General features: G+C 42.5%; 12 protein-coding genes. 7 read left to right on the top strand and 5 right to left on the bottom strand.

Annotation, left to right across the window (positions count from 1 at the left end):
* Nucleotides 1-349 precede the first annotated feature (349 nt).
* Nucleotides 350-1,024, bottom strand: a complete 675-nt coding sequence (locus tag DS742_RS10505; protein ID WP_117416954.1) for a GntR family transcriptional regulator — start codon at nt 1,022-1,024, stop codon at nt 350-352.
* 409 nt (nt 1,025-1,433) lie between these two features.
* On the opposite strand from DS742_RS10505, the gene uxuA reads away from it, so the two are divergent.
* Nucleotides 1,434-2,507 (top strand): mannonate dehydratase, encoded by a 1,074-nt coding sequence (uxuA, locus tag DS742_RS10500; protein WP_117416953.1) that lies wholly within the window; start codon nt 1,434-1,436, stop codon nt 2,505-2,507.
* 15 nt (nt 2,508-2,522) lie between these two features.
* Nucleotides 2,523-4,136, top strand: coding sequence for a mannitol dehydrogenase family protein (locus tag DS742_RS10495; protein WP_117416952.1), 1,614 nt, complete (start codon nt 2,523-2,525; stop codon nt 4,134-4,136).
* Between the two features lie 60 nt (nt 4,137-4,196).
* On the opposite strand, the gene DS742_RS10490 is transcribed toward DS742_RS10495, so the two are convergent.
* Together DS742_RS10490 and DS742_RS10485 are read right to left on the bottom strand one after the other, a co-directional pair.
* Nucleotides 4,197-5,393, bottom strand: a complete 1,197-nt coding sequence (locus DS742_RS10490) for a dicarboxylate/amino acid:cation symporter (RefSeq protein WP_117416951.1) — start codon at nt 5,391-5,393, stop codon at nt 4,197-4,199.
* Between the two features lie 2 nt (nt 5,394-5,395).
* Nucleotides 5,396-6,670 (bottom strand): L-cysteine desulfidase family protein, encoded by a 1,275-nt coding sequence (locus tag DS742_RS10485; protein WP_117416950.1) that lies wholly within the window; start codon nt 6,668-6,670, stop codon nt 5,396-5,398.
* A 148-nt stretch (nt 6,671-6,818) separates the two neighbouring features.
* Between DS742_RS10485 and DS742_RS10480 the strand changes: the two genes are divergently transcribed.
* The 3 genes from DS742_RS10480 (at nt 6,819) to DS742_RS10470 (ending at nt 10,091) form a co-directional block, all read left to right on the top strand.
* A complete protein-coding gene (locus DS742_RS10480; protein WP_117416949.1) occupies nt 6,819-7,706 on the top strand; it encodes a LysR family transcriptional regulator in 888 nt (295 codons plus the stop codon).
* A 65-nt stretch (nt 7,707-7,771) separates the two neighbouring features.
* The gene (locus DS742_RS10475) at nt 7,772-8,758 is read left to right on the top strand and encodes a Gfo/Idh/MocA family protein (protein WP_170313422.1); all 987 of its coding nucleotides are present in this window, start codon (nt 7,772-7,774) and stop codon (nt 8,756-8,758) included.
* A gap of 10 nt (nt 8,759-8,768) precedes the next feature.
* Nucleotides 8,769-10,091 (top strand): MATE family efflux transporter, encoded by a 1,323-nt coding sequence (locus DS742_RS10470; RefSeq protein ID WP_117416948.1) that lies wholly within the window; start codon nt 8,769-8,771, stop codon nt 10,089-10,091.
* 71 nt (nt 10,092-10,162) lie between these two features.
* Here the strand turns inward: DS742_RS10470 and DS742_RS10465 are convergent, their stop codons facing one another.
* Complete coding sequence (locus DS742_RS10465) at nt 10,163-10,858, bottom strand: FadR/GntR family transcriptional regulator (RefSeq protein WP_117416947.1); 696 nt, start codon at nt 10,856-10,858, stop codon at nt 10,163-10,165.
* Nucleotides 10,859-11,115: 257 nt separating this feature from the next.
* Between DS742_RS10465 and DS742_RS10460 the strand changes: the two genes are divergently transcribed.
* Entirely contained in the window at nt 11,116-12,312 is a 1,197-nt protein-coding gene (locus tag DS742_RS10460) for a mandelate racemase/muconate lactonizing enzyme family protein (RefSeq protein ID WP_117416946.1), read from the top strand.
* Nucleotides 12,313-12,323: 11 nt separating this feature from the next.
* The gene (locus DS742_RS10455) at nt 12,324-13,655 is read left to right on the top strand and encodes an APC family permease (protein ID WP_117416945.1); all 1,332 of its coding nucleotides are present in this window, start codon (nt 12,324-12,326) and stop codon (nt 13,653-13,655) included.
* 89 nt (nt 13,656-13,744) lie between these two features.
* Here DS742_RS10455 and DS742_RS10450 read toward each other — a convergent pair whose 3' ends face one another.
* Nucleotides 13,745-14,290, bottom strand: a complete 546-nt coding sequence (locus tag DS742_RS10450; RefSeq protein WP_117416944.1) for a glucan-binding protein — start codon at nt 14,288-14,290, stop codon at nt 13,745-13,747.
* Between the last annotated feature and the right edge of the window lie 15 nt (nt 14,291-14,305).

Below are 14,305 nucleotides of genomic sequence, written 5' to 3'. Positions count from 1 at the left end.
GAAGGGCAATCGCCACAGGGTGGTTGGCTAATCAGAAAAGCAAAAACCTTCCCGACCGGCCAAAGTACAGGGAAGGCTTTTTGCGGTCAGTGACACGTCATAAAGACGAATGTCAGCAGTGCCAGAAGGAACGTACCAAAAGACATTAAGTCCTTGAAATCATAATTCTTCATAAGCAACACCTCCATTCTATGTAGAATCGAGGCCTACCACCCTATACACGATTGCCAGCAGTTTGTACCTGCCAGTATAATTATATGTACCAACTCATAAATATACCAATAAAAAATGAAAATATCTGAAAAATCCCTCTTGGACATAGTCGTTGTCTGAGAGGGATTTTTTGCTGTTAAATGAAATAGTCAGGGAATGACGCCACAAGCTCTGACTTTTCCAGCTGGTGTCTGTTTATATGCCTGGTCATCAGGATCTCAGCAAGCTCTGAATCCCTGCGTTCAATGGCATATATAATATTCTCATGATCTTCCACAATCTTGGTAGGCTTGCTTGATTTTAAGGAAAGGGTTCTGATCCGGTCAAAATGGACCATCTGGGACTGAATGACCTCAAACGTTCTGGCTTTATTCACAGATTGGAACAAGAGCATGTGAAACTCATTATCCAGAGGAAAGAACTTTGCCGTATCTTCCTGCTCCAGGCAGAACTTCTGTTCATTTATATTGTCTTTCAGCTTCTTTAAATCCACTGGTTCCGGACTTTCGCATGCAAGCTTTAACACCGCATTCTCCAGAACAAGTCTCATAAAGCGGGCTTCTTCAATGCGTTCATAATCTATTTTTGATATATAGCTTCCCCTCTGGGGAAGTATTTCAACAAGGCTGGATTTGCTCAGTTCAATCAGTGCCTCTCTGACTGGCGTTCTTGAAAGCTTTAAGGTAGAAGAAAGCTCGTTTTCACTTACTGCACTGCCGGGAGCAAGCTCCAGGTTAATGATATTATAGAGAAGAACGCGTATGGCATAGTTTCTTGCATTCTCTCCGGGAGACCGATCGAACAATTTCATAAAAAACCTCTCTTATCAAAATATAAATCCTGCTGACAGGATCATACGGTTAGTATACTACTGAACAGCAAGTTTATCTATTGTTTTATTTAAAAACCCGCCTGGAAGGGGAAATAACTTGTATACAAGTATCATGCTTTGAAAACATTGAAATGTCAATGATATAAGAATCAAAAGTAAAAATATGTGAATATGCACAAAAAAACAGGATGAAAATGTACAAAATTACATATTGAATATTTCTTCGTAATATACTACCATACAAGATAGAAGGGCATGTAAATAGAAAAATTCATACATGTTTGGTTGGCTGGGCAATACTAGCACATAATAGGGACAGCACTTATTTTGTGCCGGCCGCACTATACGTTAAAACCATGAATGATTACAAAACAGGAGGAACGAAATAATGGAAATGACTTTACGCTGGTATGGACCAGGATATGACAGTGTGTCTCTTGAACAGATCAAACAGATACCCGGAGTAAAAGGTGTTGTTACAACCCTGATGGGAAAACAGGCAGGAGAAGTTTGGACCGAGGCAGAGATTTTGGAACTTAAAAAAGCAGTGGAGGATGCAGGCCTCACTATCGCCGGAATCGAATCAGTTAACATTTCTGACGATATTAAGATCGGTACCGAAAAGCGGGAACAGCACATTGCAAATTATATTGAGACTCTTGAAAATCTGGGGAAAGCCGGAATTCATATGGTCTGCTATAATTTTATGCCTGTATTTGACTGGACACGTTCCGATCTTGCAAGAGTACGTCCTGATGGATCAACCGTACTTGCTTATAACCAGGATGTAGTGGATAAAATCGACCCCGCACATATGAAGGAATCTGTTGAAAAGATGTCCAACGGTTTTGTTATGCCAGGCTGGGAGCCGGAGCGTCTGTCACGTCTGGAAGCTTTATTTGAGGCATACAAAGACATCGACGAAGAGAAGCTGTTTCATAATCTTGTATATTTCCTTGAGTCAATTGGTGAGGTTTGTGAAAAATATGATATCAGGATGGGGATTCACCCCGATGATCCGGCATGGCCAATCTTCGGTCTGCCAAGAATCGTGCGTAACAAGGAATGGATTGTAAGACTGTTAAAGGCTGTTGACAAGCCATACAACGGTATTACCTTATGCACAGGATCTCTTGGATCCAACCCGGCCAACGATATCTGTGATATTATTAAAGCTGCAAAGGGAAGAATTCCATTTGCACATGTGAGAAACTTAAAATACAACAGTGAAAGAGATTTCGAAGAAGCAGCGCATCTTTCTTCTGACGGCTCCATGGACATGCATGCCATTATGAAAGCACTGTATGAAACAGGGTTTGACGGCGTGATCCGCCCCGATCATGGAAGAATGATCTGGGGAGAGGTTGCCATGCCTGGATACGGTCTTTATGACAGAGCACTGGGAGCAGTATATCTCCAGGGATTATGGGAAGCCATTGATAAGGAATCAGGGAAAAACTAAGGAGGCAGTGCCGGTATGAAGCTGACATTAGAAGGTTTAAAAAATAAAGAAGCCTGGGAGGCAGCTGGAATCAGTCTTCCGCTTTATGACATTGAGACGGTGGTCAGAGAGACAAAAGAGGCACCGGTGTGGGTGCATTTTGGAGCAGGTAATATCTTCCGTATCTTTATCGGAGGAATTGCAGACACTCTGATTGCGCAGGGAGAGAGCACCAAAGGAATTACCTGTGTAGAGACGTTTGATTTTGATGTAATTGATAAAATCTACGATCCATATGACAATCTGGTTCTTGGAGTAACCCTGAATGCAGATGGCTCCACTGGAAAAAAGGTGATCGGATCCCTGACAGAAGCAATCAGGGCGCAGTCCTCTGCTGCGTCTGAGTGGAACCGCCTGAAGGAGATCTTTGTTAATCCCGGCTTGCAGATGGCGTCTTTCACCATTACAGAAAAAGGCTATGCACTGAAGGGAACAGAGGGAAATTATTTCCCATTTATCTTAGCAGATCTGGATAATGGTCCTGAGAAAGCAGTTTCCGCCATGGCAGTGGTATGTGCGCTGCTGTTTGAACGGTTTAAGGCTGGAAAGGCACCTCTGGCAGTGGTATCCATGGATAACTGCTCTCATAATGGAGAAAAGCTGAAACAGTCCATCGTGACAGTTGCAAGAGAATGGGAGAACAGAGGATTTGTGGAGAAAGCCTTTGTTGATTACCTGGAAGATGAATCACGTGTTTCTTTCCCATGGTCCATGATTGATAAGATCACACCACGTCCTGCAGATTCTGTATGCAGCGAGCTGGAAAAAGCTGGGGTTGAGGATATGGCTCCGGTAATCACATCCAAGAAGACCTACATCGCGCCGTTTGTTAATGCAGAGGGACCTCAGTATCTGGTAATTGAAGATAAATTCCCCAACGGTAGGCCGGCACTTGAGAAAGCCGGTGTGTATATGACAGACCGGGATACTGTAAATAAAGTAGAGCGAATGAAAGTTACCACCTGTTTAAATCCGCTTCATACGGCACTGGCTGTTTACGGCTGTGTTCTTGGATATACACTGATTGCAGATGAGATGAAGGATGAGCAGCTGAACCAGCTGGTTCATGAGATTGGTCCGGTTGAAGGTATGCCGGTAGTTACGGACCCTGGAATTCTATCTCCTATGGAATTTGTAGACGAAGTAATTCGTGTCAGAATCCCTAATCCTTTTATGCCTGATACACCTCAGCGAATTGCTACTGATACATCTCAGAAGGTTGGAATTCGTTATGGCGAGACCATTAAGGCATATGTGGAAAAATACGGAGATGCGAAAAAACTAAAAGCCATTCCTCTGGCAATTGCTGGCTGGTGCCGTTATCTTCTGGCAGTGGATGATGAGGGTAAGGCATTTGAACTTTCTTCTGATCCTATGATTCCGGAGCTGACAGAGAAGTTAAAAGGAATTGAACTTGGAAAGCCGGAGACTTATCATGGCCAGCTGAAAGAAATCCTGTCTAATGAGCATATTTTTGGAATTGATCTATACAAGGCAGGTATTGGTGAAAAGATTGAAGAAATGTTCTGCGCTCAGATAACGGGAGCAGGAGCAGTGAGAGAAACACTGAAGCATGAATTAAATCACTGATGAAGATAGAAAAGTGCGTCCCGGCAGGGGGAAAGTCCTGGCTGGGACGCACTTTGTATATTATGATATTCCGGATTCTATTTTCTGATTCTTAATTCCATGTTTTTCTGCAAAGCCTGTCAGTATCATAGTCAGGGCTCCGTCACCGGTTACATTGCATGCAGTACCAAAGCTGTCCTGCAGTGCAAAGATTGTCAGCATGAGAGCGGTTCCCATTTCATCGAAACCTAAGACGCCGGTAATCAGACCAAGAGACGCCATAACAGTTCCTCCCGGAACGCCCGGCGCACCGATTGCAAATACGCCCAAAAGAGCACAGAACAAAAGCATGGAACCCAGGGAAGGCGTGGAACCGTAAAGGATTTTCGATACAGTCATTACAAAGAAAACCTCGGTGAGTACAGATCCGCATAAGTGAATGTTGGCAAAAAGCGGGATGCCGAAGTCCACCATATCTTCCCGCAGAGTGGGCTGTGATTTTTTTGCACATTTTAAAGCGACGGCGAGAGTGGCTGCTGATGACATGGTTCCTACGGCAGTGATATAGGCAGGTCCGTAGTTGCGCAGAACATCAAAGGGATTCTTTCTGGAATAAGCTCCGCCGATCAGATACAAAACTGCCAGCCAGATATAGTGCCCTGCCATTACAATCAGCACGACCTGAAGGAAAACAGGAAGTTGTTTTGTGATGGTTCCTTCGTAGGACAGAGCGCAGAAAGTAAATGCGATAAAAACAGGTAGAATAGGTATGACCACCTTCGTTACAATGGAAAGAACAATTTCCTGAAATTCCTCCAATACCTGGGTTATAACCTTAGATTTCGTCCAGGTAGCAGCAAGACCCAGCAAAAGAGAAAACACCAGTGCGCTCATCACAGGCATGATCTGGGGAATATCCAGCTGAAATACAATACCCGGAAGTTCCTTTAGGCCATCTGTACTGGCGGAAATGGACAGATGAGGGATCATAATATATCCGGCGGTCATGGAAAATAAGGCTGCACCTATGGAAGATATATAAGCTGCGGAAACAGCAATTCCCAGCATTTTGGAAGCGTTATTGCCTAATCTTGTGATAGATGGGGCAATAAAGCCGATGATGATGAGCGGAACACAGAATACAATGATCTGATTCAGTATGTATTTGACTGTTACCACAACATTCATCAGTTGTTCTCCAGCAACCTGTCCGATTAAAATTCCCCCGATAACCCCCAGAAGTAATTTAAATGGTAAACTACTTACTAATTTTTTCATACCTATTCTCCTATCATGATTTTAATGATTTCCTCGTTGGTTTCTTTCATGCCTCTTTTCCCCAATCTGCCAACGTTTCTCAGCGTAGCTTCTACGCCTTTTGTGACAATGCCGTCCCCATCCAGAAACTGCTGTCCCTGACTGTACATGCTGTATCCAAAGATTCCGGCCTCAATGGAGGAGGCAATCTTTGCCGCACAGGAAGCTTTTGCTCCATCGCAAACGATACCGGAAACAATGGCCAGTGCATTGACAACCGTATGTATGACCTCTTCATAGCCCCCACCGCATAGATAGGCTATTCCGGCTCCTGCCCCTGCCCCCGCATTGACTGCTCCGCAGTAAGCGGATAATCTTCCAATGGGAGTCTTCTGATGAATGGAAGTTAAGTTGGATAAGGCAAGTGCCCGGTACATGGTTTCTTCGCTTACTCCTAATTCCTTTGCATAGACAATTACAGGAACGGAGACTGTGATCCCCTGATTGCCGCTTCCCGAGTTTATAATAACCGGCAGCTCGCAGCCATTCATACGGGCATCAGAACCGGCGGCAGCCATGGCCTTTGCTTTAAGGGAAATGTCGCTGCCAGCGCTCTTTAAAAGCACCTTTCCAATATTGGCGCCGTAGTCATTCTTAAGCCCTTCTTCGGCAATGGCCCAGTTGTACTTAATCTGGCGGTCCAGCGTTTCTTTGATATCAGCAATGTCAACTGTATTAATAAAGTCCCAGATATCCTCCATATTGAGTAAGCTCCGGTCAGTCAGGGCCTCTTCTTCTTTGCCGGCTTCCAGCTGTTTTAAGATCACCCCGTCCTTCTCGATCAGTACAATATTGGTATGGTAATTGGCAATCCGCACATTGCAGGTGGAAGACCCTTTATACAGAGTGATAAGGATATCGAAGGTGATTCCGTTATCAATGTGTACAACCCCTATTTCAGTGTCCTCCATAAATTTTTTCATCCCGGTGATCTGCTCTGGTGTAACGCAGGAGATCACTTCCAGTTCCTTTTCCGGATCTCCCGCTACGATACCTGCAGCGACGGCAGCCGGGATTCCCTTTAAGTGACCGGTATTGGGAACAATTACGGATTTAACATTTTTAATGATGCTTCCGCTGGCTCCTATTACCACCTTATCAGGGATGGACCCAAGCGTTTTTCTTGCTACTGCGGCAGCGTAGGCCAGGGCGATTGGTTCCGTACAGCCCATAGCGGGAATCAGTTCCTCCTTCAGTATCTGCACGTAGGCGCGGTATTTACAATTTGCCTTTTCCATACTTTTAATCCTTTCTGATCGTGTGCTGAAAATACTCATCTTTTGAGTTGATTTCTGAGTGACTTTAATGTACCATAAAAACATCCAGATGTAAAATTTAATGTTTTTATGATTATGTTTAATATTTTTAAATGATGAGAGGAAAATTATGGAACTCCGTGAGATACGAACGTTTTTAGAAGTGGCTGATTTGAAAAGCTTCTGCAGGGCTGCAGAAAAGCTTAAATATTCCCAGGCGGCAGTCACAGTTCAGATTAAACAACTGGAAAAAGAATTAAATATCCACTTATTTGACCGGATTGGAAAGCAAACCACTCTGACTCATGAGGGGGAGATGTTTTATCAGTATGCATCTGAAATTATGCGGAATGTGGCCTATGCCCGTAATGCGCTGGGACAGTCATCGGAGCTGACGGGCAGGCTGGTAATCGGTACAATCGAATCCATCTGCTCTACACTGTTTCCTCCGTTGATCAGGGAGTATCACCACCGGTATCCCAGAGTCAATATCAATATTATTGTTGATTCACCGGGTACTCTGCTGAACATGATGAACAGCAATCAGGTAGATATGGTGTATTTTCTGGATCGCAGAATGTATGATGCCAAATGGGTTAAAATATTGGAAAAACCCGAGGAAATCATATTTGCTGCATCAAAGGAGCATATCTTTGCAAAGGAAACAGGACTTACCATCGATCAGGTGATTACCCAGCCACTGATACTGACAGAAAAAGATGCAAGCTACCGGTTTATACTGGAGCAGTATCTGGCATCAGACGACAAGAAGCTTCATCCCTTCCTGGAAATTGGAAATACGGAATTTATCATAAAACTTCTAAAGCAGAATGAGGGAATCTCCTTTCTTCCCGAGTTTACCATAAAAAAAGATATGGAGCTGGGAAGTCTGACCAGGCTTTCCATGAAAGAATTTCATCTAAGAACGTGGAGACAGATAATTTACCATAAGGATAAGTGGCTAAGCAGGGAGATGAAGGCGTTTATGGAGCTGGTTCTGGAGATGGAGGAGCGTTGATATTGTACGGGCTGTAACCATGTGATATACTAAGAGAACGAAATTAACCAGCTGGAGGATAAACTATGGAAGTATTGAAAATTGGAATCATGGGAACAGGAAGAATTGCGTCACTGCTGGCAGAGACCATGGTTCAGATGCCTGAAGTCTGTTTGTATGGAGTTGCTTCACGAAGCCTTGAAAAGGCGGAAGAATTTGCGGCACGTTATTCTATAAAAAAAGCATATGGCTCTTATGAAGAGCTGGCGGCTGACAGCGGAATTCAGCTGATTTATATTGCGACTCCCCATTCGGAGCATTACAGCAATGCCAGGCTCTGTCTGGAGCATGGGAAGCATGTTCTCTGTGAAAAATCCTTTGCAGCAAATTATTCCCAGGCGAAAGAAATGATTGATCTGGCAGAAGAGAAAAACCTGATGATTACGGAAGCCATGTGGGTGCGTTATATGCCTATGGCTGAGACATTAAAAGAGATTCTTCATTCCGGAATTATCGGAGAACCGATGACGCTCACTGCCAATCTCGCCTATCTGGTATCGAATAAGCCCCGGATTGTTAAGCCGGAGCTTGCAGGAGGAGCGCTCTTAGATGTAGGAGTTTATACCCTTAATTTTGCCTCTTTAGTCTTCGGTGATGAAATTACAGAGATATCTTCCAGCGTAATAAAGACAGATTCAGGAGTGGATGCCCAAAACAGCATCACGCTTTTATACCCCCGGGGAAAAATGGCTGTACTTAACAGTTCGGTTCAGGTACTTTCTGACCGGCAGGGTATCATTTACGGAACAAAAGGATTTCTGGTTGTGGAAAACATCAATAATTTTGAATCTATTTGTGTATATGATACAGATCGGAAGCTGGTGGTAACCTATGAAAGACCACAGCAGATAACCGGATACGAATATCAGGTTCTGGCAAGCAAAGCGGCCATTGAGCAGGGCATGACAGAGTGCCCGCAGATGCCTCACCAGACGACTCTTCATGTTATGAAAGTCATGGACGAGCTTAGAAGACAATGGGGGATACGTTATCCCTTTGAAAAGGACGAATGAGGATACCGGTATGTTTAATAGAAAAGATTTGATACGGCTGCTGGCCCCTTTAATTGTGGAGCAGATCCTTGCAGTTTTGGTAGGGATGGCAGATGTGGTCATGGTTGCAGCAGTCGGAGAAGCAGCAGTATCCGGAGTTTCCCTTGTTGATTCCATCAGCATACTGATACTCCAGATCCTGTCTGCCCTGGCTACCGGGGGAGCTGTTATTTCAGCACAGTATCTGGGTAAGAAGCAGTTGGAAAATGCATGTAAGGCAGCAGGCCAGCTCATAGGTGTGACTACGGTATTGTCACTGGCAGTATCCGCAATTGCATTGGCAGGAAACAGGCTTTTGCTGGCATCAATATTCGGAAATGTGGAAACTCAGGTGATGAGTGATGCAGTGATATACTTTAGAATCACAGCGTTATCCTATCCCTTTATGGCGATTTATAATTCCTGTGCAGCGCTGTTTCGTTCCATGGGTAACTCCAAGGTTTCCATGGTGGTATCTATGGTGATGAATACCATAAACATTGCAGGCAATGCCATCTGTGTTTTTGGACTTCATATGGGAGTGGCAGGTGTGGCGTTTCCAACGCTTGCAAGCCGTATGGTAGCGGCAGTTATGATGTTTTACCTGATTCAGAGTCCTGATAATTCAGTCAGAATCAAACGGCTTGATGAATTAAGGCCTGATTTTCATATGATAAGAAACATTCTGTCAGTCGGAATTCCCAACGGACTGGAAAACGGCATGTTTCAATTTGGAAAGATTGCGTTGCAGAGTCTGGTATCTTCACTGGGAACTGCGGCGATTGCAAGCTATGCAGTAGCATCCAATCTCGTGACTCTGCTTTATCTTCCCGGCAATGCCATTGGATTAGGGCTGATTACCATAGTGGGCCAGTGCGTGGGAGCAGGTGAGAGGAAGCAGGCAAAGCAGTATACCAGACGCTTGGTCATGGTCAACTACGGAATTCTTCTGGTGCTGTGTATTGTTATGATCGTATTTTCCGGCCAGCTTGTTTCCATTTACCACCTTTCTGCAGAAGCGGCCAGGATTTCTGTACAGATGATCGAGGCACACAGCTATGCCATGATTGTGTGGCCAATAGCATTTACGATTCCATATTCTTTAAGAGCGTCCATGGATGCCAAATTCACCATGGCTGTCTCGGTTTTCTCTATGTGGCTCTTTCGGATTGCATCTGCCTATTTTTTTGTGCAGATTATGAATTTGGGAGTAATGGGGATCTGGTATGGAATGTTTATTGACTGGTTTTTCCGCGCAGCTGTATTTGCACTGCGGTTTCGGGGAATTGAAAAAAGGGCAGTGTCCGTTAGTTAACGGCACTGCCTTTTTTATGGTATAAAACCCTATTTTAGTATTTCTGCTAATCTGCCTGCTTAAGTTTTTTTTTAATCCATATGTGTGTTTATATCTATCATGTTTGTAAAAAGTTGATGGCAGAGTGTAAAATCTTTTTCTTTTATAGCCTGATACATTTTTACGTGATCATCAATCAGGATAGAGGAAGCATATTTTTTATATATGTTGCTTGAGAAAAGCTCAATTTGTTTATAAATCAGACTTCCAATTAGTTCATACATCATTGGAAAATATTTATTTTTTGAACATCTGCAAATCTGAAGATGAAATTCAAAATCATAGGCAGCACCTTTGGCGTAATCTTTACGTTTAAATGCATCAACCAGGTTGTCACATATAAGCTTTAATTGTTCAATATCATCCGGCTCTGCTTTTTTTATGGCAAGTGAGAGACTTTCCAATTCTAAAGCTCGGCGGACTTCGACAATTTCAGATACATTCTGCTCATCCATAATAAAATCTGCATAGTTTGCAATATATTCAGCTGTACTAAATTGTTTTACATAACTTCCATCACCAACCCGGATATCAATAAGTCCCATTGCGCGCAATCGTTCGACAGCAGCTTTGATGGAAGGACGGCTAACTCCCAGCATTTTTGTAAGTTCATTTTCTGATGGGATTTTTTCACCCACTTTGAACTTACCTTGTATAATATAGTCTTTTAACATGTCAAAGACCTGATCTGATACACTTTTTCTTGCTATTTTTGGCAAATTTTCCATTTAATTTATACTCCATATCTTATTGACTGATTAAAGTATATCGGCATTAAATGCGAATGTCAAGAAAAGCATAGGCATCCTTCTTCTACAAATTTTCGTCAAAGTGCTAAAAAAATATAAGATTAATTAGGGGATTTTAACGGAAATTCAATGGGTAGTAATGTACTTATTGACAAACATAAATCATAGCTGTAATATGTAAGTTGTCATACAACTTACATTTATACATATAAACATATGTTAAGGAGAAGAAAACTATGAAAATTACCAGTATGGATGTTATGGCCCTGGAAAAGGACAACGGATGTGGTGGATCACGTCCAGTCATCTGTCGAATTAACACAGATGAAGGATTCTACGGTTTAGGCGAGGCAGCAGTTGCAATTGGGACAGGAGCAAGAGGTGCATATGAGCTGTTAAAAGATTTTGGCCCATTAATTATTGGTATGGATCCATTGGCTAACGAAGTGATTTGGGAAAAGCTATTTAAAGTATCTTTCTGGGGGCAGGGAAATGGAGCTATCATGATGGCTGCAATCAGCGCTATTGATACAGCTCTCTGGGATATTAAAGGAAAAGTTGCAAATCTTCCATTGTACCAGTTACTTGGAGGAAAGCAGCGCAGCAAATTAAGGACTTATGCAAGTCAGCTCCAGTTTGGATGGGGAATTGATAAGTTCAATCCGGCACAGACACAAGGTGGAGATGCTTTACTCTACTGTGAGGCAGCAGCAAAGGCTGTAGAAGAGGGATATGAGGCAATCAAGATCAATTTCCTTCGTTTTGACCGACAGGGAAAAATTCTTACTCATTTAGATACAACTGGTCATTTAAGCAGAGAGACGATGAAACTGGCAGAGGAGAGATTATCTGCAGTTCGTAAAACTGTTGGACCAGATATTGATATTATAATTGAAAACCATGCTATGACTGATGCTAACACTGCTATTCAGTTTGCTAAGATGGCTGAGCAGTATGATATTATGTTCCTGGAAGAAGGATGTACACCATTAAATCCTGGAGTTATGAAGAAAATTTCTGAGAATACAGGCATTCCATTAACTACTGGTGAGAGAACATATACAAGATGGGGATTCCTCCCATTTCTTGAAAACGGAAGTTTATCTATGATTCAGCCGGATATCGGAAACTGCGGTGGTATTACAGAGTGTAAGAAGATTGCTGATATGGCTCATATTTATGATATAGGTGTTCAGTGTCATGTATGTTCAAGTCCAATCAGTGTTGCAATTGCTCTTCATCTGGAGGCAGCTATTCCAAACTTCATTATTCATGAGCATCATATTGCAAATACAACAAGTGGTACAATTCAGCAGTGTGAATACAACTACCAGCCAGTAAAAGGATACTTTGAATTACCTGAATTACCAGGTATTGGACAGGAATTGTCTAAGAGAGCAATTGAAACAGCTGAAATCGTGACAATTAAATAGGAGAAAAAAATATGGAAAGTACTTCTGGTAAAGGAACTCTTGGATTTAGAGAATTATTGTCTTTAGCAGTAGGGCAGGTAATTGGTGCCGGTGTTGTAACATTAGTAGGGCAGGCAATCGGTGTAACTGGCCGATCTGTATGGCTTGCTTATGTATTTGCTGTTGTTCTTGGATTATGTATTATATTTCCGTATATTATGCTAAGCAGTATGATTCGTGTAAATGGTGGAAACTATACATTTGTTGCAACAATTCTTGGAGAACGATGGGGCGGAATGTATGGAATGGCCTTTACTTTGAACAGTTTTGCCTGCGGTATGTTTGGACTGGGCCTTGGAACTTATCTGAATGCCTTATTCCCAAGTGTTAATATCAAAATAACTGCAGTTATCGCAATCACATTATTCTGGATTGCAAATATGTTGGGCGTAAAATTCATGGCAAAGATACAGAATGTGATGTCTGCCTGCCTTTTAGTCGGTCTGGCTGTGTTTATTGTAGTTGGTCTTTTCAACTTACGTCCAGGTACATTTGATTTTTCATCACCGGAATTTTTCACAGGCGGTGCCAGCGGATTTTTTAATGGTACATTATTATTAGTTTTCTCCTGTACAGGTCAGTCTTTTATTGTTGCTTTTAGTAAGGAAGCTAAAAATCCTCGCCGTGATGTTCCTTTTGCAATTATTGCAGCCAGTGGAGTTATTCTTGTTGTATATGGATTAATTGCAGTTGTTGCTTCTGGTGTTCTTCCAATCGATCAGGTCGCTGGTAAACCACTGACACTTGCAGCTGGACAGATTCTATCCCGTCCATTGTATTATGCATTTATTATTGGTGGACCAATCATGGCACTTGCAACAACTCTGAATTCATCCTTTACTGTTTTTTCCCGTCCATTCCATCAGATGGCAAGAGATGGCTGGTTCTCGAAAAAGATGGCGGTAACAAACAACTTAGGAGCTCCTTATATCTTACTTACAGTTATTTACATTATTTCGGTAGTTCCGGTACTGTTAAACTTTAGTATTAGTACAATTACAAGCAATTCAATTCTCATCAGCCGTATCTCAGACGTTGTTGCAATTGTTGCTGTAATTTGTCTTCCAAAACGTATTCCTGATGCCTGGGAAAATAGATACTTTAAGATTTCAAAACCAGCATTCTATGCATTGATGATATTCTGCCTTTGTGTAACTTTATTTGTAATCGGATTATCACTGCGTAACTTAAAACCAACATTAGTCATTGTTACGGTCGTATTAATTACTTTATTCTTTATTTATTCAACACTTAGACAGAAGTCAGGAAAAGTACAGATGGAAAAGAGCTACGAGCTTCAGTAATAATATGGAATATAAATTGCAGAGCCGGACACGAAACCCATAGGTGCAATTCAATGAGAGGGAAATAATTCTTATCAATTATTTCCCTCTCATTTTTCTTCATTCATCTTTCCATCAGCATTCACATAAGAACCATCCACGACACGGCTGACTGCCATCTGTCCCACAACACCGTCATGCCCGGGGTTAAAGTAATACCAGCTGCCGTCGACCTTATGCCATCCGGTCACCATAATCCCTATCTGGTTTGTATAAAATGTGGCATTATAATGATTATCACGAATCCAGCCGGTCACCATGGCACCTTCTGTTCTTCCTTCCTCAGGATTAAAGTAATACCAATGACCGTTTAAATAGCGCCATCCGGTAGCCATATATCCATTATCCATAAAATAATAGGAATTACCCTGATATTCGATCCACTGTCCGGCTGGATATTTGGAATTCCACTGATTGAAGTACCGCCATCCGGCGTCATCCTTCACCCAATTTCCCGAAATATAGATAGATTCATCTTTTGTATGGGCATAGCTGGTCAAATAGTCTGTGCCGTATGCAGCAAACCATACGGATAAAAGCACGGCAGCTGCCAGGTGAATGGCAGGGGCCGGAAACAAGCGGCGTCTGTCGTTCATATTCTCCTCCTTCCG

The organism is Lacrimispora amygdalina, from assembly GCF_003432035.1.
In the GTDB taxonomy this organism is placed as follows: Bacteria; Bacillota; Clostridia; order Lachnospirales; family Lachnospiraceae; genus Lacrimispora; species Lacrimispora amygdalina.
This window is presented reverse-complemented; position numbering and strand designations above follow the sequence as displayed.

Excerpts from the sequence above, each read along its gene's own strand:
- DS742_RS10465 (WP_117416947.1), bottom strand. The coding sequence starts at position 10,858 with ATGGAAAATTTGCCAAAAATAGCAAGAAAAAGTGTATCAGATCAGGTC.
- DS742_RS10460 (WP_117416946.1), top strand. The coding sequence starts at position 11,116 with ATGAAAATTACCAGTATGGATGTTATGGCCCTGGAAAAGGACAACGGA.
- DS742_RS10485 (WP_117416950.1), bottom strand. The coding sequence starts at position 6,670 with ATGGAAAAGGCAAATTGTAAATACCGCGCCTACGTGCAGATACTGAAG.
- uxuA (WP_117416953.1), top strand. The coding sequence starts at position 1,434 with ATGGAAATGACTTTACGCTGGTATGGACCAGGATATGACAGTGTGTCT.
- DS742_RS10470 (WP_117416948.1), top strand. The coding sequence starts at position 8,769 with ATGTTTAATAGAAAAGATTTGATACGGCTGCTGGCCCCTTTAATTGTG.
- DS742_RS10480 (WP_117416949.1), top strand. The coding sequence starts at position 6,819 with ATGGAACTCCGTGAGATACGAACGTTTTTAGAAGTGGCTGATTTGAAA.
- DS742_RS10495 (WP_117416952.1), top strand. The coding sequence starts at position 2,523 with ATGAAGCTGACATTAGAAGGTTTAAAAAATAAAGAAGCCTGGGAGGCA.
- DS742_RS10450 (WP_117416944.1), bottom strand. The coding sequence starts at position 14,290 with ATGAACGACAGACGCCGCTTGTTTCCGGCCCCTGCCATTCACCTGGCA.
- DS742_RS10475 (WP_170313422.1), top strand. The coding sequence starts at position 7,772 with ATGGAAGTATTGAAAATTGGAATCATGGGAACAGGAAGAATTGCGTCA.
- DS742_RS10455 (WP_117416945.1), top strand. The coding sequence starts at position 12,324 with ATGGAAAGTACTTCTGGTAAAGGAACTCTTGGATTTAGAGAATTATTG.
- DS742_RS10490 (WP_117416951.1), bottom strand. The coding sequence starts at position 5,393 with ATGAAAAAATTAGTAAGTAGTTTACCATTTAAATTACTTCTGGGGGTT.
- DS742_RS10505 (WP_117416954.1), bottom strand. The coding sequence starts at position 1,024 with ATGAAATTGTTCGATCGGTCTCCCGGAGAGAATGCAAGAAACTATGCC.